Origin of the sequence: Pseudomonas cichorii, assembly GCF_003700275.1 — a bacterium.
GTDB lineage: Bacteria > Pseudomonadota > Gammaproteobacteria > Pseudomonadales > Pseudomonadaceae > Aquipseudomonas > Aquipseudomonas cichorii_B.
The window spans coordinates 125,538-147,109 of record NZ_RBRE01000016.1 but is presented as its reverse complement, the minus strand read 5'-3'; the positions used below and the strand labels follow the sequence as shown (position 1 = coordinate 147,109).

General features: G+C 57.0%; 23 protein-coding genes. 13 read left to right on the top strand and 10 right to left on the bottom strand.

From position 1 onward, the window contains the following. Positions 1–89: 89 nt before the first annotated feature. Entirely contained in the window at positions 90–317 is a 228-nt protein-coding gene (locus tag ALQ04_RS04760; RefSeq protein WP_025261120.1) for a YheU family protein, read from the top strand. Positions 318–320: 3 nt separating this feature from the next. Here ALQ04_RS04760 and csrA read toward each other — a convergent pair whose 3' ends face one another. From csrA to ALQ04_RS04740, 4 genes are all read right to left on the bottom strand, one after another. Beyond that, positions 321–524, bottom strand: a complete 204-nt coding sequence (gene csrA, locus ALQ04_RS04755) for a carbon storage regulator CsrA (RefSeq protein WP_122314703.1) — start codon at positions 522–524, stop codon at positions 321–323. A gap of 168 nt (positions 525–692) precedes the next feature. Continuing rightward, positions 693–1,025: a YnfA family protein gene (locus tag ALQ04_RS04750; protein WP_122314702.1), complete on the bottom strand. Its 333-nt coding sequence runs from the start codon at positions 1,023–1,025 to the stop codon at positions 693–695. 99 nt (positions 1,026–1,124) lie between these two features. After that, positions 1,125–1,940, bottom strand: a complete 816-nt coding sequence (locus ALQ04_RS04745) for an SDR family oxidoreductase (RefSeq protein WP_122314701.1) — start codon at positions 1,938–1,940, stop codon at positions 1,125–1,127. Between the two features lie 106 nt (positions 1,941–2,046). Continuing rightward, positions 2,047–2,424: a DUF2784 domain-containing protein gene (locus tag ALQ04_RS04740; protein ID WP_122314700.1), complete on the bottom strand. Its 378-nt coding sequence runs from the start codon at positions 2,422–2,424 to the stop codon at positions 2,047–2,049. 310 nt (positions 2,425–2,734) lie between these two features. Between ALQ04_RS04740 and ALQ04_RS04735 the strand changes: the two genes are divergently transcribed. Further along, complete coding sequence (locus ALQ04_RS04735; RefSeq protein ID WP_122314699.1) at positions 2,735–2,893, top strand: DUF3309 family protein; 159 nt, start codon at positions 2,735–2,737, stop codon at positions 2,891–2,893. A gap of 64 nt (positions 2,894–2,957) precedes the next feature. Here the strand turns inward: ALQ04_RS04735 and ALQ04_RS04730 are convergent, their stop codons facing one another. From ALQ04_RS04730 to ALQ04_RS04720, 3 genes are all read right to left on the bottom strand, one after another. Then, positions 2,958–4,616, bottom strand: a complete 1,659-nt coding sequence (locus ALQ04_RS04730) for a cation acetate symporter (protein WP_122314698.1) — start codon at positions 4,614–4,616, stop codon at positions 2,958–2,960. Further along, a complete protein-coding gene (locus tag ALQ04_RS04725; RefSeq protein ID WP_122314697.1) occupies positions 4,613–4,924 on the bottom strand; it encodes a DUF485 domain-containing protein in 312 nt (103 codons plus the stop codon). Before ALQ04_RS04725 ends, ALQ04_RS04730 begins: the two co-directional genes overlap by 4 nt. Before the next feature lie 211 nt (positions 4,925–5,135). Further along, positions 5,136–5,990 (bottom strand): glycine betaine ABC transporter substrate-binding protein, encoded by an 855-nt coding sequence (locus ALQ04_RS04720; protein WP_122314727.1) that lies wholly within the window; start codon positions 5,988–5,990, stop codon positions 5,136–5,138. A gap of 1,129 nt (positions 5,991–7,119) precedes the next feature. Here ALQ04_RS04720 and ALQ04_RS04710 point away from each other — a divergent pair. The 3 genes from ALQ04_RS04710 to ALQ04_RS04700 all read left to right on the top strand — a co-directional run bounded on the left by ALQ04_RS04710 (position 7,120) and on the right by ALQ04_RS04700 (position 10,176). After that, complete coding sequence (locus ALQ04_RS04710; protein ID WP_122314696.1) at positions 7,120–8,418, top strand: serine/threonine protein kinase; 1,299 nt, start codon at positions 7,120–7,122, stop codon at positions 8,416–8,418. Further along, positions 8,411–9,220 (top strand): VacJ family lipoprotein, encoded by an 810-nt coding sequence (locus ALQ04_RS04705; RefSeq protein ID WP_122314695.1) that lies wholly within the window; start codon positions 8,411–8,413, stop codon positions 9,218–9,220. Before ALQ04_RS04710 ends, ALQ04_RS04705 begins: the two co-directional genes overlap by 8 nt. A 146-nt stretch (positions 9,221–9,366) precedes the next feature. Beyond that, positions 9,367–10,176 carry an alpha/beta hydrolase gene (locus tag ALQ04_RS04700; protein WP_122314694.1) on the top strand — a complete coding sequence of 270 codons (810 nt, stop codon included), beginning with the start codon at positions 9,367–9,369 and terminating at the stop codon, positions 10,174–10,176. 62 nt (positions 10,177–10,238) lie between these two features. Here ALQ04_RS04700 and ALQ04_RS04695 read toward each other — a convergent pair whose 3' ends face one another. Then, entirely contained in the window at positions 10,239–12,809 is a 2,571-nt protein-coding gene (locus tag ALQ04_RS04695) for an autotransporter outer membrane beta-barrel domain-containing protein (RefSeq protein WP_259644904.1), read from the bottom strand. Between the two features lie 289 nt (positions 12,810–13,098). Here ALQ04_RS04695 and ALQ04_RS04690 point away from each other — a divergent pair, with 289 nt between their 5' ends. Beyond that, a complete protein-coding gene (locus tag ALQ04_RS04690) occupies positions 13,099–13,953 on the top strand; it encodes a pirin family protein (RefSeq protein ID WP_122314692.1) in 855 nt (284 codons plus the stop codon). Positions 13,954–14,037: 84 nt separating this feature from the next. Here ALQ04_RS04690 and ALQ04_RS04685 read toward each other — a convergent pair whose 3' ends face one another. Together ALQ04_RS04685 and ALQ04_RS04680 are read right to left on the bottom strand one after the other, a co-directional pair. Beyond that, on the bottom strand, positions 14,038–15,222 hold the full coding sequence (locus ALQ04_RS04685) for a patatin-like phospholipase family protein (RefSeq protein ID WP_122314691.1): 1,185 nt from the start codon (positions 15,220–15,222) through the stop codon (positions 14,038–14,040). Positions 15,223–15,255: 33 nt separating this feature from the next. Then, a complete protein-coding gene (locus ALQ04_RS04680) occupies positions 15,256–16,188 on the bottom strand; it encodes a lipid A biosynthesis lauroyl acyltransferase (RefSeq protein WP_122314690.1) in 933 nt (310 codons plus the stop codon). A 121-nt stretch (positions 16,189–16,309) separates the two neighbouring features. Here ALQ04_RS04680 and minC point away from each other — a divergent pair, with 121 nt between their 5' ends. The 7 genes from minC to ALQ04_RS04650 all read left to right on the top strand — a co-directional run bounded on the left by minC (position 16,310) and on the right by ALQ04_RS04650 (position 21,448). Then, positions 16,310–17,050 (top strand): septum site-determining protein MinC, encoded by a 741-nt coding sequence (gene minC / locus ALQ04_RS04675; RefSeq protein ID WP_122314689.1) that lies wholly within the window; start codon positions 16,310–16,312, stop codon positions 17,048–17,050. 231 nt (positions 17,051–17,281) lie between these two features. Then, positions 17,282–18,094, top strand: a complete 813-nt coding sequence (gene minD / locus ALQ04_RS04670) for a septum site-determining protein MinD (RefSeq protein WP_122314688.1) — start codon at positions 17,282–17,284, stop codon at positions 18,092–18,094. Beyond that, positions 18,095–18,355 carry a cell division topological specificity factor MinE gene (minE, locus tag ALQ04_RS04665; protein WP_025261136.1) on the top strand — a complete coding sequence of 87 codons (261 nt, stop codon included), beginning with the start codon at positions 18,095–18,097 and terminating at the stop codon, positions 18,353–18,355. Positions 18,356–18,446: 91 nt separating this feature from the next. Next, a complete protein-coding gene (locus ALQ04_RS04660; protein ID WP_122314687.1) occupies positions 18,447–19,082 on the top strand; it encodes an RluA family pseudouridine synthase in 636 nt (211 codons plus the stop codon). Between the two features lie 159 nt (positions 19,083–19,241). Beyond that, positions 19,242–20,531, top strand: coding sequence for a M18 family aminopeptidase (locus ALQ04_RS04655; RefSeq protein ID WP_122314686.1), 1,290 nt, complete (start codon positions 19,242–19,244; stop codon positions 20,529–20,531). Between the two features lie 152 nt (positions 20,532–20,683). Continuing rightward, positions 20,684–20,830, top strand: coding sequence for a hypothetical protein (locus ALQ04_RS26855; protein ID WP_183142113.1), 147 nt, complete (start codon positions 20,684–20,686; stop codon positions 20,828–20,830). 261 nt (positions 20,831–21,091) lie between these two features. Beyond that, the gene (locus tag ALQ04_RS04650) at positions 21,092–21,448 is read left to right on the top strand and encodes a hypothetical protein (RefSeq protein ID WP_122314685.1); all 357 of its coding nucleotides are present in this window, start codon (positions 21,092–21,094) and stop codon (positions 21,446–21,448) included. Positions 21,449–21,572: the final 124 nt, after the last annotated feature.

Here is a 21,572-nt window from a genome sequence, read left to right as displayed (position 1 = left end):
TGGATGAATCCGCTCCCAAGCCGACTGGCCGGGAGCGAATTCATTCGCGAAAAGGCCTATCATCGCCGGCTACCGATCCGAGAACCGCCATGCTGATCCCTTACGACCAACTTGAACCCGACACCCTTACCCGCCTGATCGAAGACTTCGTGACCCGCGACGGCACGGACAATGGTGACGAAACACCACTGCAAACCCGCGTACTGCGCGTGCGGCATGCCCTGAGCAAAGGCCAGGCGGTGATTTTCTTCGACCTCGAAAGCCAGCAATGCCAACTGATGCCCAAGCATGATGTACCCAAGGAATACTTCGACTGAGGCTCAGGCCGCTGGCGACTCTGATACCGCTTCCTGCTGCGAGAGTTTCCTGGCAATCCGGCGGAACACTTCAGCACGATGGATCTTGATGTCCTTGGGCGCGTCGATGCCGAGCCGGACCTGATTGCCGTTCACCCCGAGGATTTGCACGGTGATGTTGTCACCGATGGAAAAGGCCTCACCAATTTCCCGCGTCAATACCAGCATTTTTCCGACTCTCTTGTTATTACGAAAGAGTCCAGAGTGCGCCCCCGAAAAGGTCGCTTCAATGAGGCAGCGGTAAATCAGTAACGTCCTTCAAGCTCGCCAGACAGCACCGTCAGAAACGTCTTACTTGCGGACAAAAACAGTAGGAAAAGTGCTGTTTACCAGCGCTCAGGACGCCGACCAGCGTGGTCCCAGCAAAATGATTGTCGCGCCAATCACACACAACGCCGCACCCAGCCAGTCGGAACTCAAGGGGCGAACCCGCTCGATCACGCCCAGCCAGGCAATCGACGCAATGATGTAGATCCCGCCATAAGCCGCGTAGGCGCGCCCGGCATAAGCCGCCTCAATCCGGGTCAAGAGCAGCGCGAAAAGGGTCAGGCTGACAAGCGCCGGAATGACCCACAAGGCACTCTTGCCCTGACGCAACCACATCCAGAATGCATAACAGCCGAAGATCTCGAACAGTGCGGCAAGGAAAAACCAGAAGTAGTTGAGCACGGTGCAGTCTCGTCAGTGAGGGCTTGAATGGCGGCACCCTAGCAGAAAAAGACTGTTCCTGATGACCCGAAACCTGGCTTCAAGACCTGACCGAGCCAATCACGCCTTTGTCTGTCGCGCCTTGGCGCGCATCTTGGCGCACATGGTGGTCATCTCGTCATACAGCCCCTGCGGATGCTTGCGTTTCAAGGTCCAGGCATCACGTCCCTGCTCGTGGGGCAGAATCATGAATTCGCCCTTGGCGACATGCTCGAAAATGTAATCGGCAATATCCGTGGCGGTGATTGGCGAGCTTTCCAGCAGTTTTCCGACCTGAGCCTTCATGGCCGGCGTCGGACCACGGAAGGAGTCCAGCAGGTTGGTCTGGAAGAACGACGGACACACCACATGCACGCCGACTTCCAGCTCCTTCAATTCCACCAGCAGGCTCTCCGACAGCGCTACGACACCGGCCTTGGCAACGTTGTAATTACTCATGCCCGGCCCCTGCATCAAGGCCGCCATCGAGGCGATATTGATGATCCTGCCCTTGCTGGCCTCCAGCATCGGCAAGAACGCCTTGCAGCCCTTGACCACGCCCATGAGGTTGATCGCGATCTGCCAGTCCCAATCCTCCAGCGACAGCTCACTGAAGAATCCACCCGAAGCCACCCCGGCATTATTGACGATGATATCAATGCCGCCAAAGCGCTCTTCGCAGGCCTGGGCCAGTGCCATGAGCTGGCTGTAGTCACGCACGTCGCAGCGCTGGGTAAAGCCATCCGCACCGGCGTCACGCACCAGCGCCAGGGTTTCCTGCAAACCGGCATCGTTGACATCCGACAATGCCAGCTGCCAGCCCTCGCGAGCCCAGCGCAGTGCTATTTCACGACCAAGCCCTGAGCCCGCGCCGGTAATCATGATGCGATTTTGCATAGGAAAAATGCCTTGTGGTTTGCAGGACGTTGACCGGAGTGTAATCACAGCCGGGCGCCTGCAATGCCACCATCAAGGTGCTGAATGCCGGGTGCAAACCTGTGCCTCATGTCTGCCTGGGGCGACGCACGAAGCGAACCAGCAGCCATCCATAAATCAGCGCATTGATTGATACCACGACCATCCCCAGCCATAGCTGGATCTGCGGCGTCAGCGCCGACGGGTAGATAAGCGGAATCAGATAGTTCTCGATAAAACCGCCTTCGTAACCTTGCTGACCAGCCTTGAAGCGCAAACTGTTTTCCAGCGGCGTCAACGGACAGTTCAGGTGAAAGAACTCCACTACCGCGCCCCAGATCATGGCCGGGACATGCAAAAAGCCGATCCACGGCCTGCGCAGTACCAGCAGCGCACCCAGAAGTACGAACACGATGAACAGCAGATGGAACACGACCACCGCATCGGCAGCGAATCGATAAGGCATGGAAACGACCCCCTGTAGAAGTTTCATTCTTTTCAGGCTGCCCGCTTCTCCCTCAAGAGGAATACTGCGTCATATAAAGCCTGAAAAGTTCAATAATTATCACCACTAAAAACCGCTTAAACCACGAACATAAATACACCCAACCCATTGAAATAAAACATATTTTTTAAATAATTAAAAATCCATGAAATATTTAGAACCTTTCAAGAACGGCCACAGTCGGATGTTTCAAGCAGCGAAAACTTTATACCACGGTACAAAGCTTTAACTGCAGTCGCCATTCAATACTCACGGAAAGAAGGAACTCATCATGGGCATAAGCACGATTCTTATCATCGTTCTGATTCTGATACTGATCGGCGGTCTGCCGGTCTTCCCGCACTCGCGCAACTGGGGCTACGGTCCTTCGGGCGTGGTCGGTACGATCCTGATCATTCTGCTGGTGCTGGTATTGCTTGGCAGGATATGAATCCTTGTTGATCGCCCAATGAAAAAGCAGCCCGAGGGGCTGCTTTTTTTATTGCCTGTAAAGCTTAGTGTGACGACGCACCGCTGGCACCCAGGCCAGTCTGCGAACGAACGAACTGCGGGTAGAACAGCGCACGCTCGCCCTCTGCAGCCTTGGACTTGTCGGTGATGGAGAAGAACCAGATCCCGATAAAGGCGATGATGATGGAGAACAGCGCCGGGTACTCGTACGGGAAGATGGCTTTCGGGTTGTGCAGGATCTGCACCCAGATGGTCGGACCCAGCACCATCAGTACGACGGCACTTATCAGTCCCATCCAGCCGCCAATCATGGCGCCACGAGTGGTCAGGTTTTTCCAGTACATCGAGAGCAGCAGAACCGGGAAGTTGCAGCTCGCGGCGATGGAGAACGCCAGGCCCACCATGAACGCAATGTTCTGGCTTTCAAAGGCGATACCCAACAGGATGGCCACGACCGCCAGGGCGATAGTCGTCATCTTGGAAACGCGGATCTCATCCTTCTCGTTGGCCTTGCCCTTCTTGATCACACTGGCGTACAGGTCGTGAGACACCGCCGAAGCACCGGCCAGGGTCAGACCCGCAACCACTGCCAGGATGGTGGCAAACGCTACCGCCGAGATGAAGCCCAGGAACAGGCTGCCGCCCACGGCATTGGCCAGGTGCACCGCTGCCATGTTGTTACCGCCGATCAGGGCGCCAGCTGCATCCTTGAACAACGGGTTGGTGCTGACCAGCAGGATCGCGCCAAAGCCGATGATAAAGGTCAGGATGTAGAAGTAGCCGATGAAACCGGTGGCGTAGAACACCGACTTGCGGGCTTCCTTGGCATCGCTCACGGTGAAGAAGCGCATCAGGATGTGTGGCAGGCCAGCGGTACCGAACATCAGTGCCAGACCGAGGGAGAACGCCGAGATCGGATCTTTCACCAGGCCGCCAGGGCTCATGATCGCTTCACCTTTAGGGTGAACCTTGACCGCCTCGGAGAACAGCATGTTGAAGTCGAAGTTGACGTGCTTCATGACCATCAGCGCCATGAACGAGGCACCCGACAGCAGCATGACCGCCTTGATGATCTGTACCCAGGTGGTCGCCAGCATGCCGCCGAACAGCACATACAGGCACATCAGGATACCGACCAGGATCACCGCCACGGTGTAGTCCAGACCGAACAGCAACTGGATCAGCTTGCCGGCACCGACCATCTGGGCAATCAGATAGAACGCCACCACCACCAGCGAACCGCAGGCGGACAGGGTGCGAATCTCTTTCTGGCCGAGACGATAGGATGCCACGTCGGCGAAGGTGTACTTGCCCAGGTTACGCAGGCGTTCGGCGATCAGGAACAGAATGATCGGCCAGCCCACTAGGAAGCCGATCGAGTAGATCAGGCCGTCGTAGCCGGAGGTGTATACCAGTGCGGAAATACCCAGGAAGGACGCCGCCGACATGTAGTCGCCCGCAATGGCCAGGCCGTTCTGGAAACCGGTGATCTTGCCGCCTGCCGCGTAGTAGTCGGACGCCGAGTTGTTCTTCTTGGATGCCCAGTAGGTGATGTAGAGAGTGAACGCCACGAACATCACGAACATGATGATCGCCGGCAGGTTCAAAGGCTGTTTCTGCACTGCCCCGGTAAGGGCGTCGGCTGCCATGAGGGTCGGTGCGAATGCTGCCAGGCCTAAAGCCGCGGAGAGACGACGGATCATTGCTGTGCCTCCTTGAGGATTGCATTGTTCAGTTCGTCGAACTCACTGTTGGCGCGGCGTACGTAGATTCCCGTCAGGATGAATGCCGAGATGATCAGACCGACCCCTATCGGCATGCCCCAGGTAATGGTTGAAGTCGCACTGATCTTGGCTCCCAGAATATGAGGCCCATACGCAATCAGAAGAATGAATGCGGCATAGAGCCCGAGCATGATCGCCGAGAGTATCCAGGCGAAACGCTCTCTTTTGGAAACCAGCTCCTTGAAGCGCGGGCTGTTTTGAATCGAGAGGTAAATGCTGTCGTTCATTGTTTTTGTCCTCGCAGCACAGATGGATGTCACGCCATCAACTTTAGTCAGGTCCGGCACGTACTCCAGACGACCTTAGTATTAGAACGACATTAATCCTTGATGCGCTTCGAGAGCCAACAACGGGCGCTGACAATACCCGGACAAGCAAAAGGCCATCTGACGAAAACGCCAGATGGCCTTGAAAGGCTTGTTCTAGAGGCTTTGATAGCTATTTAGCGGTCCATGCAGCGACCCGCTCCGGGTGTTTTGCTACCCAATCCTTGGCAGCGGCGTCCGGCTTGGCGCCTTCCTGGATCGCCAGCATCACTTCGCCGATCTCATCCTTGGACTCCCACTGGAAGTTTTTCAGGAAGGCAACCACATCGGGAGCTTTCTTCTCCAGGTTCAGGCTGGCAACGTTATCGACCGTTTCAGCCGCACCGTATACGCCTTTGGGGTCTTCAAGAAAGCGCAGCTTCCATTTGGCGAACATCCAGTGCGGCACCCAGCCGGTCACTGCGATGGATTCCTTGCGTTTTTCGGCCCGGGTCAGTTCGGCAATCATGCCGGCTCCCGAACTGGCCTGCAGTTTGTACCCGTCCAGACCGTAGTCCTTGATAGCCTGATCGGTCTTGATCATCACGCCAGATCCAGCATCGATACCCGTGATTTTTTTCTTGAAGGATTCATCGGTCTTGAGGTCTTCGATGGTTTTGGCCTTTACGTACTCAGGTACGATCAGGCCGATCTTGGCGTCCTTGAAGTTCGGGCCGTAGTTCACGACCTGATCCTTGTATTTGCTGTAGTACTCGCCGTGGGTGCCCGGCAACCAGGCCGAGAGCATCATGTCCAGTTTGTCGGAGGCCACCGCCTGCCACATGATCCCGGCGGCAACGGATTGCAGCTTGACGTCATAACCCAGCTTTTGTTTAAGCACCTCGGCGGCTACGTGCGTGGTAGCGACACTGTCGGACCAGCCTTCGACGTAGCCGATGGTCAATGTCTTGGTTTCAGCAATGGCCAGCGTGGAGCTGACGGCCAGTACCAACGCGGCACCTGCCCCCAGAATTTTTCGCATATTCATCATCACTTCCCCGGAAGTTGCGCAGCGACGGATGTCGACTGCATTAACGTTGTTTTTCAGAACGCCTTCATGCCCGGCTTTGGGGCACGCTGCGCCTTTCACGTTTCAGTCGTGCTCGCCCGTCATGACAGGCATCCATCGACACTTCGATCATCAACCGAGCGTGTGATCAGACATGCTCTGTCAGCGACACGGAGGAACGGGGAAACGACATCACACAGCCATCAGCGACAATGACCACGAAAAAAACCTGCAAAACCGTGCGAATTTTGCATGAGCGGGAAAATCCGGCCTTTCTGCTCCTGTCGCAGGACTGGCCGCCTCACCTTTCACCCTGCCCTGTTCTGGTTCATCGCAGACAGGAAACAGGATGTGTTACCGAACACGTCCAGCCATCGCTCAAGACGGGTAACACGGAAACAATCACAGCACCCTGCTCGCTTCGCTTAGCACGCATTATTTTTCAAGCCTTTGTTTTTAAAGAATTTTAAAAAGTTGGCACAGCTCCTGCTATCTCTCTGGCACAACAAGAATAAAAACATGCAGCAAACCAACAAGAACAAGACGAAACGGCTCTGACATAACAAGAACAACACGGACAGAGGCGCAGCTAACAGATTTTTTTGGAGTGGATCGGCTTTACAGGGACCTCTTGCGTGAGAGGCCTCGCAACCGGACAGAGAACAATAAAACTACCTTCAGGTAGCTCCCGTACCGGCTGGACCATGACGTTGTGCAGACCCATGGTTAAAGTGAATCAGCGCTCAAAAAAATACGTTTGCTCTTGATCCCGGATGGGGATCACACAAGAACGCAGTGAAGGGACAGGTCGCCAAAAACAACAACAGGCCGCCCTATAACAATAAAAAGAGCATGCAAAAACACATTGGAGGAGAGCTTAGGCTCTCCTTTGTGTTTTTCGCGGATGAATCCGCTCCCACCCAGGCGCGCCCCCCCTCATTTGCCAGCCCCGCCGAAAAAAAGCACAGACCTACATTGCAAAATCCACAGAACGTGTATTGTTTCGCTGGATTTACAAAGGTTCGTTTGTTTATAGGGCACTTTGGCACTACACCAGTGGTCATAGCCTGCGTACTTCACCAGCACTTCTTTCCCAAGGGATCTAGTCATGCTCCGTTTCCTGCGCTTCGCTACCGTTCTGGGTGGCTTATGTTTGAGTGCGTCCGCTCTGGCGACCAACATTGATCCCGCCACCTATGGCTATCCGCTGACGAATCCGTTTGAAGCGACGATTGCGACCACGCCACCGGACATGCGCCCTGACCTGCCTGACGATGAAGACATCGATCAGGACGTTTACACCCTCAACCTGCACCCGGAGCGCGAATTCACCCTGCCCGACAATTTCTGGGCCGTGAAGAAACTCAGCTATCGCCTGGCAAAGCAGGATCACGCCGCACCGCTGATCTTCCTGATTGCCGGTACCGGCGCGCCTTATAACAGCACCCTCAATGAATTCCTGAAGAAGCTGTATTACGGCGCGGGTTACCACGTCGTTCAGTTGTCTTCGCCGACCAGCTACGACTTCATGAGCTCCGCTTCGCGCTTTGCCACACCCGGCATTTCCAAGGAAGACGCTGAAGACCTGTACCGGGTGATGCAAGCCATCCGCGCCCAGCAGGCACAATTGCCGGTAACCGAGTATTACCTGACCGGTTACAGCCTGGGTGCGCTCAACGCCGCTTTCGTCAGCCAGCTGGACGAAACCCGTCGCAGCTTCAACTTCAAGAAGGTCTTGCTGCTCAACCCGCCGGTCAACCTTTACACCTCGATCAGCAATCTGGACAAACTGGTACAGACCAACGTCAAGGGCATCAACGACACCACCACGTTCTATGAGCTGGTGCTGGCCAAACTGACGCGCTACTTCCGGCAAAAGGGCTACATCGACCTCAACGATGCCTTGCTCTATGACTTCCAGCAGTCCAAGCAGCACCTGACCAACGAACAGATGGCGATGCTGATCGGCACCTCGTTCCGCTTTTCGTCAGCCGACATTGCCTTTACCTCCGACCTGATCAACCGTCGCGGCCTGATCACGCCGCCCAAGTTTCCGATCACCGAAGGTACCAGCCTGACGCCGTTCCTCAAGCGCGCCATGCAATGCGACTTCGACTGCTACCTGACCGAACAGGTCATCCCGATGTGGCGTGCCCGCACCGATGGTGGCAGCCTGTTGCAGCTCGTGGATCAGGTCAGCCTGTATGCACTCAAGGATTACCTGCACAGCAGCACCAAGATTTCGGTCATGCACAACGCCGACGACGTGATTCTGGGCTCGGGTGACCTGGGCTTCCTGCGCAAGACTTTCGGTGATCGCCTGACCGTTTACCCATACGGCGGCCATTGCGGCAACATCAATTACCGCGTCAACAGTGACGCCATGCTGGAGTTCTTCCGTGGCTAAACGTCTTTTACTCCTTGCCGCCATGCTGTGTGCCGGAACTGCCCAGGCCGCTGACGCGGACAGCAACAAGGCTCAGCATCCAGCCACCGTGGAGCGCCAGCTCGATGCCGACGGCTTCACCCAGCCGTTGAAATCCCTGCAGTTCAACCCGGGTCTGGACCAGCGCGAGTTCGAGCGCGCCTCCATCAACGCCCTGGAAGTCTACGACCCGCTGGAGTCCTGGAACCGTCGGGTCTACCACTTCAACTACCGCTTCGATGAGTGGGTGTTCCTGCCAACGGTCAACGGCTACCGCTACATCACCCCGGGCTTCGTGCGCAGCGGTGTGAGCAACTTCTTCAGCAACCTGGGTGATGTCTCCAATCTGGTCAACAGCCTGCTGCAGTTCAAGGGCCAGCGCTCCATGGAAACCACTGGCCGCCTGCTGCTCAATACCACCATCGGCATCGCCGGTCTGTGGGACCCGGCAACCATGATGGGCCTGCCGCGCCAGACCGAAGACTTCGGCCAGACTCTGGGCTTCTACGGCGTACCGTCAGGTCCGTATCTGGTGCTGCCGCTGTTCGGCCCCTCGAACCTGCGCGATACCGGTGGCCTGGTATTCGACTATGCCGCCGAAACCCAGATCAACTTCCTGAACGTCGCCGAAGTCAGCAGCGACCACCCGGAAATCACCCTGCTACGCGCCATCGACCGTCGCTATGTCACCAGCTTCCGCTATGGACAGCTGAACTCGCCGTTCGAGTACGAAAAAGTGCGTTACGTCTACACCGAGTCGCGCAAGTTGCAGATTGCCGAGTAAGTCGGACGGGTAAGAGAAAACGGCCAACCGGAGTGATCGGGTTGGCCGTTTTCATTTGCGTCCTGCTCCATACCGACACTCGACCACCTCGACTTCGTCTCGGTTCAGGTGCACGATCGCTTCCTTTTTCTCAGCCTTGAAAGCTCATGCAGTATTTAATCCGGCTCATCGCTCTGCTAACCGCTTTGGCCTTGTCAGGCTGCGCCAGCCAGCAGGAACAGCTCTACTCTTGGGCGAAGAGCCAGGACGCAGAAGCCCGCGTGGTTGAAACCAGCAGCTTCTCGTTGCAAATCGTGACGCCCCGAACGCTGCCCAGACACGAACGACTGAGCATTTTCATTGAAGGCGACGGTCGAGCCTGGGCAACCGGCAGCCAGCCCAGCCTTGACCCTTCGCCTCGCCAACGGAACATGGCCAGATTGGCCCTGGACGCGAATCACGCTGGTGTCTATGTGGCCAGGCCATGCCAGTTCGTGACATCCCCGGGGTGTGTCAGCGCGGTATGGACGGATGCAAGATTCAGCCGTCAGGTCATTGAGTCAGTCAACGCGGTGATCGACAGCCTGAAAGCCCGCTACCAGGCATCGACCATCGAATTGATCGGTTATTCAGGAGGGGCGGCGGTCGCGTTATTGCTCGCCGAAGAACGAGATGACATTTCGCAGATCCAGACCATTGCAGGCAATGTCGATCCTCACGCCTGGGCCAGGTTGCAGAGACTCTCGCCCTTGCAGGGATCGCTGGACCCACTCGCTGAAAGCCTGCGACTCAAGCACATTGCACAACGGCACTTCATAGGGATGTCGGATACTGTCGTGCCAGCAAGCCTGCTGAGCGATTTTCTCAGCCGCACACAGCCTGATTGCACTGAGATCGTCCGCCTGCCCGCGACCCATGCAACACTTGTGGAAGCTATTGACGGGCAAATGCTGGCGCGCCCGATCAAGTGCCAGTGAGATCGACTGGCACAGAAAAAGGGCGACTTGTGGTCGCCCTTTTCTACATGTGGCCTTCAATCTCAGAACGCGTAGCGAGCCTTGAGCATTACGGTTTCGGCGTCATACCCCGAGCGGCCCTGATAGGTGTAGCTTGTGCCAAGGTCCAGTGCGCCGATGGCATAATTCACGCCAATAGAACTTTCGTAGGTATCACGCGCCGCTTTTGCTCCGGTGACCACAAAGCTTGAACCACCCTGAACAAAGGCCGAGGTCTGATTGATACGGTCGCCAATCAGGTCGTGATATGCCATCACGGTGAACTCAGGCGAGAGCGTACCGCCTAGCAAAGGAGCCTCACTGGCAACACGCAGACCGGCACCGATCTCGCCGGTTTCAAAACGCTGGTCAGCGTTGCGCAGGGCGGCAGACGAACCACGCTCGCTATAACCGTCGACTTGCACGTTGGAATAACGCACGGCAGCACGAGGTTCGAGCAGCAACTGGTCGCTGAATCGATAGCTATAGCCCGCCAGGGTATTGATGCTGAACACATCACTGTCAAAACTGCCCTTGGCCAGGGTGCCAGCCACATAACGGCGGCTGTCGTTGTCATTGCGCCCGTAGGAAACACTGCCTTGGGTGAACCAGTGGCCTTGTTCCCAGTTGCCATATAGCGACAGTGCGCTGCCTTGCACATCGGTCTTGTAACCGATGTCGGATGTCGAGTTGGCATTCATGTAGGAATAAGCCAGACCCAGCGTCGTACCAGAGTCAGATCGGCCATCGATGCCCACCGCCACACCACTGGCATTGGCCGAGTAGCCTTCCACACCGCCACGGCTGTCCTGATCCATATTGCTGTTCAACGCCTGCATCCAGACTCCGGCATTGGATGATTCATCCCCCGAAGAAAGGCCACTGCGCAATCCGCTCATGCGGTTGTCGATGACTGAGCGAGTTGCTCCCTGTCCGGCGAGAGCAGCGTCTACGCCGCCACGGCTGACATCCGGCGATAGCTGCTTGCCAATGCTCGCCAGTTCCTGAGGGGTCGCGTTGGCAAACGACTGGTAGATCCGGTCATTGCTATCGAGCTGGCCCAATACGTTGTTCTTGAGGCTGTTGACCAGATCCTGCGTGCGCTGATCGCCCCCAAGGCTGCCCAGCTCCTGACCCACTTGCTGGTCTGGCTTGAGCCTGACAACCGCAGCAACCGAATCGGCACCGACGCTGTAGCTGGCCACATCGAGCAAGGCGGAAGCGCTGCTTACGCTCAAACCGTTGTTCTGCACACTGGCAGCGGACAGCAAGGCGTAGGTCCGGCCCTCGGCGGTCGGATTGAAATCACCAGGATTGGCACTCAGAGTGATACGCGATCCCGAAGCAAAGCTCGCAGCCCCTGTAACCTTCAGATAAGGCGTGGTATTGACGGTGCTATCGGACAACCGCATATCCAGTGCGCCCTGGTTCGCAAGTTGCAGATTACCTGTAATGGCGCTGCCGGCACGATCAAGATTCAGCGAACCACCCGGCTGGACAAACACATTGCTGTCGATGGTCGAACCTTTGAAAGCAGCCTGGCCCTGTACATTCACCGCAGCCATTCTAAGCAGGTCGCCACGGATCTCGCCGCCGCTCCAGTTCAACGTGGCCAGGTTACGACCACGAATAGCTGCACCGGAATCACTGGCGATCAGTCCTGCTTTCTGATTGATTTCAAAACCGATGGGCAATGCATCTCTCGTCACCACAATCGCATCCCCTTGGGAGGTAATGGTGCCGGTGTTTACGATGCCCCTTGAGCCGGAAGCATTGGTGGTTGTGAAATCGACACCTTGAACCATGATGGCGTGTGCATCATTGTCCCCGGAGGCGCTGATACGACCGCTGTTGTTAAGAACATCGAGCGTGCCATCCCACAAAGCGAGGCCTTCGGAAGCATTACCACGAGCAATGATCGAACCGCTGTTCTCGATGTGCAGCGGCATTGATGGGGCCTCCATATCCAGGCCAATGGAGTTGTCACCCACGGCCAGGATGGAACCCGAGTTAAGCAGTTTCCCTCCCACGCTCAACATTGCAGAACCATGCCAATCAAAGATCAGGCCAACAGCATATTCACTGTGCACTTCAATGGAGCCGGAGTTGATAAAGTCACCGGCGATTTGTGTGCCATGCAGGTAAATGCCTTCTGCTCCCCTGAACAGGCTTGATGCGCTGTCTTCAACGACCAGAACCTTGCCAGCATTGACAATAGAACCTGTGACACTGATGTTACTGATATCGATGCCACTGCCCCTATCGGCTCGCTGGAGCGTGATAGAACCCTCGTTACGCAGATCACCGTCAATCGAACCGCCGCCACCAGGACCGTTATTGATTCCAGCGGTGACAGGATCGAACATTGCGCCGAACTCCAGCGCTCTGACAACAAAACCACCCGTATCGAGGGTAATGTCCGCGTTGTTGATAAACGAACCGCTCAGTGCAGAGCGCCTGAACTGAAAGACGCTTTCATTCGTGGACGATTGCAGCGAAACCTGACCGATCAGGTTGACCCCGCCACTCAAGGTCTGATTGTTCAGCGCATTACGTCCCTGACTGACGTCGTAATCCAGCGCAAAAGCCTGACAAGCACAGGCACCTACGATCACTGCCAATAACGTTTTCTGAAAATTCCGATTCAAAATCTGTGATCCGTCGATTTGCTTCAGCAGCAGCCGCCCTGCCCGGCGTGCATTCCATCATGGATGCTTGTCGCACTCCGATTGCCTGGCAAGTCAGAGTCATGCGGCGTTGTCGGCGGTTCGTTACAAAGCTTTAAAGGAGCAGATACAAAAACATCAATCAAGTCGATAAATAGACGGCGAAATTCAAACCCATCCATCGACCCAACAGGCATACCATGAGCTCCATTGTCACCTGATGCGGAGTGCCCTTTTCATGACCCAGTTTCGCAAAGTGCTGTCGATACAAGCTGGCCAACCGACTTCGGACGGTGCAGGTGTAAGCCTGACACGGGTGTTCGGTGGTCAGGGTGTCGAGCAGTTCGACCCGTTCCTGATGCTGGACGAGTTCGGTTCGGACAATCCGGATGAGTACATTGCCGGGTTCCCACCACACCCGCATCGCGGCTTTGAAACCGTGACCTACATGCTCGAAGGCCGCATGCGTCATGAAGACCACATGGGCAATGTCGGCCTGCTACAGAGCGGCGGCGTGCAGTGGATGACTGCGGCGCGCGGCATCATTCACAGCGAGATGCCGGAGCAGGAACAAGGTGTGATGCGCGGTTTCCAGCTCTGGCTGAACCTGCCGGGCAAGAACAAGTTGCTGGACGCCAGCTATCAGGACATCCAGCCGCAGAACATTCCGCGCCTGACCACCGCAGCCGGTGTGGAGGTGGTGGTGATTGCCGGTGAGTTCGACGATGGCCAGGTTCGGCAGGTTGGCGCTGTGCAACGTCCGGATACCGAGCCGTTGTATTTCGACTTTCATTTGCCCGCTGGCAGCAGTATCCGTCCGCGTATTCCTCAAGGGCATCGGGTGTTGTTGTATGTGTATGAAGGCTCGCTGGAAGTCGAAGGCTGCGCACAAGCGGTGGGCGCCAGCCGCCTGGTGCGTCTGGCCGATGAGGGAGAGTTGCAGATCAACAGTGCCAGCGGTGCCAGGGTGTTGCTGATTGCCGGCAAACCGTTGCGTGAGCCGGTGGTGCAATACGGGCCATTCGTGATGAATACCCGCGAAGAGATCGAACAGGCCTTGCGGGATTTCAGGGATGATCGTTTGACCGCCTGACAGTGCGCGCAGTGCAGACGGTGTGGGAGCGGATTTATCCGCGAAACCGGTGTTCCAGAGCACCCTTCGCGAATGAATTCGCCGCTACGACAGGCGCAGAAATCTTTTCAACTCTTCCTTCTGGGCCATGGCATCGCGACGGCCCAGGTCAATCAGCTCGCTGCAATAACCGGCCTCGAACAGCAGATAGCTCAATACGCTGGCACCGCTGGTCTTGGTGGCTCCGGGGCCGCGCAGGAAGGTGCGCAGGGCCGGTGGTAGTTCGTGACGGTGACGGGCAGCGATTTCGTCCAGAGGCTGGCTCGGGGAAATCACCAGGACTTCTACTGGCGACATGCCGGGCTGGCGCCTGGCCTGCTCGTCGGCCAGCAATGAACTCATCAGGTTCAGGCGCTCCAGCAGTTCGATATCGCTTTCCAGGTTGTCGATGAAGGTGCTGTTGAGCATATGGCCGCTGATCTGCGCCAGACTCGGCTGAATGCCACTGGTCGCCCGATGTATCTGCTTGTTGGGCTGCACGCCGCGCGGGTTGCCGCTGACGCCCACCACCAGCACTCGATTGGCGCCCAGGTGCAGCGCTGGGCTGATCGGGGCCGACTGCCGGACCGCGCCATCGCCAAAGTACTCATGCTCGATCTTGACCGGCTCGAACAGCAGGGGAATAGCCGAGCTGGCCAGCAGATGATCCACGGTCAATTGCGTCGGCAGACCAATACGCCGATGACGCAACCAGGGCTCGATGGTGCCGCCGCCCTGATAGAAAGTCACCGCCTGCCCGGACTCGTAACCAAACGCGGTAACTGCCACGGCGCGCAAATGCTCACCGTTGATGGCCGCATCGATGCCCGACAGGTCCAGCCGCTCACTGAGCAGGTCACGCAAGGGAGAACTGTTGAGCAAGGCAACAGGAATGTCGCGGCCCAGCCCGGTCAGGCTGCGCCCGAAAAAGCGCCCTGCCTGACGAATCACGCCGGGCCAGTCGCTGCGCAGCACCTGATGGCTGCGAAAGCCCTGCCAGAACTCGGTCAACTGGCGGATGGCGATGCGAAAGTGCAGCGCGCCACTAGCCAGTTTCACCGCATTGATCGCCCCCGCCGAGGTGCCGACAATCACCGGAAAAGGGTTGGCCGCCCCTGCGGGCAGAAGATCGGCAATCCCCGCCAGTACACCGACCTGATAGGCAGCGCGGGCGCCGCCTCCTGACAGTATCAACCCGGTAACCGACTCTTTTTCGTTCACTGCATTTGTCACTACTGCGCGTTCTGGCATCTACAACGGACCTCAGTGAACAACCATTTCTTGTTATTTATGCTTTTTGTATAGCTTCGGTTCACCCTCCGGTCGACTTTTAAAACGTCGATGCGCCCACAGATATTGCTCCGGACATTCTGTGATGGCAATTTCAATCCACTGATTGATGCGCAGGCAGTCCTCTTCATCGCTCTGGCCAGGGAAATCCTGCAGTGGCGGATGGATCACCAGCTTGTAGCCGCTGCCGTCCGCCAGACGCTGCTGGGTAAAAGGCACGACCTGCGCCCGGCCCAGCTTGGCAAACTTGCTGGTCGCGGTCACGGTTGCCGCCTGAATGCCGAACAGCGGCACGAACACGCTCTGTTTGGCGCCGTAGTCCTGATCCGGTGCGTACCAGATGGCACGGCCGGCACGCAGCAGCTTGAGCATGCCGCGCACGTCTTCGCGCTCCACGGCCAGGGAGTCGAGGTTGTGCCGCTCGCGGCCACGGCGCTGGACGAAGTCGAACAACGGGTTCTTGTGCTCGCGGTACATGCCGTCGATGGTGTGTTGCTGGCCGAGCAAGGCTGCGCCGACTTCAAGGGTGGTGAAATGCAGGGCCATGAGAATTACCCCTTCGCCCTGCTGCTGGGCGCGCTGCAAATGCTCCAGCCCTTCAATGTGCGCAAGCCTGGCCAGGCGCCGCCTGGACCACCACCAGCTCATGGCCATCTCGAAGAAGGCAATGCCGGTCGATGCGAAGTTTTCCTTGAGCAACTTCTTGCGCTCGGCCCTGGATAAATGCGGAAAACACAGTTCAAGGTTGCGCGAGGCAATATATTTTCGATCAGTGGCCACGCAGTACATCGCCGCGCCCAACAGGCGACCGATGACCAGCAGCACCCGAAACGGCAACTGGACAATCAGCCACAAAAGCCCCAACCCCAGCCACAAGGGCCAGAAACGGGGGTGTAGAAAACTGGCTTTAAAACGCGGGCGATCCATTTAAGCTTCCGTCAGGACAAAGGCTGCGCATTCTACATCGGTTCGACCCGGCTTGCGGCTCGCGGGCGTTCTCGTTATAAGTCTCGGCACTTTTAGCGACAAGCTGTTGTGTATCCCGACCATGAGCCAGATCGAATCGCAAAACCCGGACCCCGTGTTTCAGCTCAAAGGCAGCATGCTTGCCATCACCGTCATGGAGCTGGCACGCAACAACCTTGATGCGCTCGACCGTCAACTGGCGGCCAAGGTTGCCCAGGCGCCAAATTTCTTCAGCAATACGCCGCTGATCCTGGCCCTGGACAAACTGGCGCCCAATGAAGGCAACGTGGATCTTCCCGGCCTGATGCGGGTCTGCCGGCAGCATGGCCTGCGTACCCTGGCAATCCGCGCCAATCGCATCGAAGACATCGCCGCCGCCATCGCCGTCGACCTCCCGGTGCTGCCGCCTTCCGGTGCCCGTGAGCGGGTGCTGGAGCCGGTCGAGGCAGAAGCGCCGAAAAAGATTCCCGAGAAACCGCCCGAGCCTGCCATCAAGCCAACCCGCGTCATAACCGCGCCAGTACGCGGCGGACAACAGATTTATGCCCAGGGTGGCGATCTGGTAGTCGTGGCTCCAGTGAGCCCCGGTGCGGAACTTCTGGCCGATGGCAACATCCATGTTTACGGCCCAATGCGCGGCAGGGCACTGGCAGGCATCAAGGGCGACACCAAGGCACGGATTTTTTGCCAACAACTGGGCGCCGAGCTGATTTCGATCGCCGGGCAATACAAGGTTTCCGAAGACTTGCGCAGGGACCCTCTCTGGGGCGCTCCGGTACAAGTCAGCCTGTCCGGCGACGTGTTGAACATCATTCGTCTTTAACGGATACTGCCGCAATTTTCAAAGCATCTCTGATTCGTCGCGAAAACGTAGCAAAGGTTGTAGGAAATCCTGAGAAACATAGTTTCTCGACTGTTGCATGAACTGAAAGCAGTAGCATGGAGCTATCTTTACAGACCGTGCATCCGTGATTTTCATCATTCTTCGATTAACGTCGCGTCAAGGGATGCTCTTCAGGGACTAACTGTCCTTTTCCTCTAGGGGTGATACACCTTGGCCAAGATTCTCGTGGTTACATCCGGCAAGGGTGGTGTGGGCAAGACCACCACCAGCGCCGCCATCGGCACAGGCCTCGCTTTGCGTGGTCATAAAACAGTGATCGTCGACTTCGACGTCGGCCTGCGTAACCTGGACCTGATCATGGGTTGCGAGCGCCGCGTAGTGTACGACTTCGTCAACGTTGTGAACGGCGAAGCGACACTTACTCAAGCCCTGATCAAAGACAAGCGCCTGGAAAACCTCTACGTGCTTGCTGCAAGCCAGACCCGCGACAAGGATGCCCTGACCGTCGAAGGCGTCGAGAAGATCCTCGACGAGCTCAAGGAAAACTTCGAATTCGTGATCTGCGACTCCCCGGCCGGTATCGAAAAAGGTGCCCACCTGGCCATGTATTTCGCTGACGAAGCGATTGTCGTGACCAACCCGGAAGTCTCCTCGGTACGTGACTCGGACCGCATGCTCGGCCTGCTGGCCAGCAAGTCTCGCCGTGCAGAGCGCAACGAAGACCCGATCCGGGAACACTTGCTGCTGACCCGCTACAATCCGGAGCGTGTCACCAAGGGTGAAATGCTCGGCGTCGAAGACGTCGAAGAAATCCTCTCGATCCGCCTGCTGGGCGTCATTCCAGAATCCCAGGCTGTCTTGAAGGCTTCCAACCAGGGTATCCCGGTCATTCTCGACGACCAGAGCGACGCCGGTCAGGCGTACAGCGATGCCGTCGATCGTCTGCTGGGCAAGGAAGTTGCTCATCGTTTCGTCGATGTGCAGAAGAAAGGATGGTTCGAGCGTCTTTTTGGAGGCCGCTAAATGAATATTTTTGACTTCTTTCGTGACCGCAAAAAAGAAAGCACGGCCTCGGTAGCGAAAGAGCGTCTACAGATCATCGTGGCGCACGAACGCGGCCAGCGCAGCACACCGACGCCCGACTATCTTCCTGCCTTGCAGAAAGAGCTGGTGGAAGTGATCCGTAAATACGTCAATATCGAGTCCGATCAGGTACAGGTCGCTCTGGAAAACCAGGGCAGCTGTTCGATACTGGAACTCAACATCACCCTGCCAGATCGCTGATCCGGCGGTTGTCCACGGCGACATGGGTGGCACTCCTGACAGAGTGTCGCCCATGTCGCCGTTGGCGTTTATAGCGTTTCGAGGCCGTTGCATGCCGTTGTCGAACATCCGCATCATTTATCAGGACGCCGCCGTCCTGGTCATCGATAAACCTACCTTGCTGCTTTCCGTTCCGGGTCGCGCCGACGACAACAAGGACTGCCTGATTACCCGCCTGCAGGAAAACGGCTATCCCGAAGCCCGAATCGTGCATCGGCTGGACTGGGAAACTTCCGGCATCATCCTGCTTGCCCGCGATGCCGATACCCATCGCGAACTGTCTCGCCAGTTTCACGACCGTGAAACCGAAAAGGCCTATACCGCCTTGTGCTGGGGCCAGCCAGCGCTGGACAGCGGCAGCATCGATCTGCCACTGCGCTACGACCCGCCGACCAAGCCGCGGCACGTGGTCGACCACGAGGCAGGCAAGCACGCGCTGACCTTCTGGAAGATCATCGAGCGTTACGACAGCCATTGCCGCGTGGAGCTAACCCCGATTACCGGCCGCTCACACCAGTTGCGGGTGCATATGCTGTCCATCGGGCATCCGCTGCTGGGCGATGGCCTGTACGCCCATCCCGAGGCATTGGCGGCTTATCCGCGCCTGTGCCTGCATGCCAGCATGCTGAGCTTCACCCACCCGGTCAGCGGCGAACGCCTGAAGTTCGAGTGCCCAGCGCCGTTCTGATTGCTCGCGCCGGCCAGATCCGCCTGCAAGGAGCGAATTTATTCGCGAAATGCTTCATTCGCGAATAAATGTGTTCCTGCAGATCGTTCCATTCATTCGCGAAAAAGCACGACGCCAACCAATACGGTAAACTCGCGCCACTGCTGTCTGGAGCTACCTATGCGCGAAGAGCTGAACAAAGGCCTGATCGACTTTCTCAAGGCCTCCCCCACCCCGTTCCATGCCACTGCAACCCTTGTGAACCACCTCGAAGCAGCAGGCTTCCAGCGTCTGGACGAGCGCGAAACCTGGGCTGTCGAAACCGGTGGGCGTTATTACGTCACCCGCAATGACTCTTCCATCGTGGCCTTCAGAATGGGTCGCCATTCGCCGTTGATCGGTGGTATCCGCATGGTCGGCGCCCATACCGACAGCCCATGCCTGCGGGTCAAGCCGCAGCCGGAACTGCAGCGTCAGGGTTTCTGGCAACTGGGCGTGGAAGTCTACGGCGGCGCACTGCTGGCTCCCTGGTTTGACCGCGACCTGTCGCTGGCCGGGCGCGTCACCTTCCGTCGTGACGGCAAGGTCGAAAGTCAGTTGATCGATTTCAAACTGCCGATTGCCGTCATTCCCAACCTGGCCATCCACCTCAATCGCACCGCCAATGAAGGCTGGGCGATCAATGCCCAGAACGAGCTGCCGCCGATCCTCGCCCAGGTGGCCGGTGACGAACGTGCCGACTTCCGCGCCCTGCTCACCGAGCAACTGGCTCGCGAGCATGATCTGAACGCCGATGTGGTGCTCGATTACGAGTTGAGTTTCTACGACACCCAGAGCGCGGCAGTGGTCGGCCTCAATGGCGACTTCATCGCCGGGGCTCGCCTGGATAACCTGTTGTCATGCTTCGCCGGCCTGCAGGCGCTGCTCAACAGCAACACTGACGAGACCGCCCTGCTGGTGTGTACCGATCACGAAGAAGTCGGCTCCTCGTCGACCTGCGGCGCAGACGGCGCGATGCTGGAACAGATCATCCAGCGCCTGCTGCCGGATGGCGAAGACTATGTGCGGACTATCCAGAAATCGCTGCTGATCTCTGCCGATAACGCCCATGGTGTACACCCCAACTACGCCGAAAAGCACGATGCCAACCACGGCCCGAAACTCAATGCCGGCCCGGTTATCAAGGTCAACAGCAACCAGCGCTACGCCACCAACAGCGAAACCGGCGGTTTCTTCCGCCACTTGTGCATGGCCGAAGAAGTGCCGGTGCAAAGCTTCGTGGTGCGCAGCGACATGGCTTGCGGTTCGACCATCGGCCCGATTACCGCCAGCCATCTGGGCGTTCGTACCGTGGATATCGGCCTGCCGACCTTTGCCATGCACTCGATCCGCGAGCTGGCTGGCAGCCATGACCTGGCGCATCTGGTGAAAGTACTCAGCGCGTTCTACGCCAGTCACGAATTGCCGTAACCCTTCGTTTCGTGCCCGGTCGCGGGCAAGCCTCCTCCCACAGAGGCTTGCCTGCTACAGCGCCATCCACATCAAAACGCCACTGCCAAACCCATCTAGACTCAGGAGTACCGAGTCAGTTGAGGTACAGGGCCATGGATCCTTTCCATTCAATGCTGATGATTACTGTGATCGGGATGCTGTTGCTCAGCATCGGGTTCAATTTTCGGGATCGAGGCGTCGGGGTGTTCGTGATCTGGGTCGGCATGGTCTTCGTGATCGGCACGGTCGGTTTCAAGATTCTCGAAAGACTGACCTGAACCCCAGCCAGTTCATTTCCTACCGTATGTTTCAAACCTCGCGCTTGAAACATTCAGGCATCTGTCAGCGATAAAAACAGTTGACAGCAACTAACAAAACTCTATTAGCTCACATTAAACCTCAAGTAATCACCGTGCCAGATGATATACAAACCCGATCCCCATCTGAACCACAAGGTATTGAGGTCTCGGTTATAACCTGTGCGCAACATTTATAGCCGATCAGGAAAACAGCTAATAAATCAAATAAGGAAATTAATCATGAACACCGATAACAAACAAGGTTTGCCCGCTCCCGAACTGCCACAACTGAATGCTGATGGCGCGCTGAGCCATGCGGATATTCGTGGCGGCGTTGAGGTTCGTGTGCCTTTGTATCAGGGTATAAAAGTCGGAGACTTGATCTTTGCACCCTGGGAAGGCACACCGCCAGCCCCGGAAGTAACTTTCCCGGCCATTCATGTCGTGGAGCAAATCGACAGGCCGATAACGCTCAGGATTTCCGGCGACGCTGTTTACAGTGGTTGGGAAAAACTGAGAGTCTGGTATCACGTCAGAGGAAGTACTGATGATTGCGACAGGGTTTCCGATGCGCTGGAAGTTGATGTTGTTCCATAATCGGTAATACCCTGCTCGACCCTTGATACAAATTATATTCGCTTCAATAGTGTTTCGCTTTCAGGCCCGGTCTGGCCGGGAGGCGAAACACTGTCTTGGGCAGCGTCGATAACCGGCAGCTCTG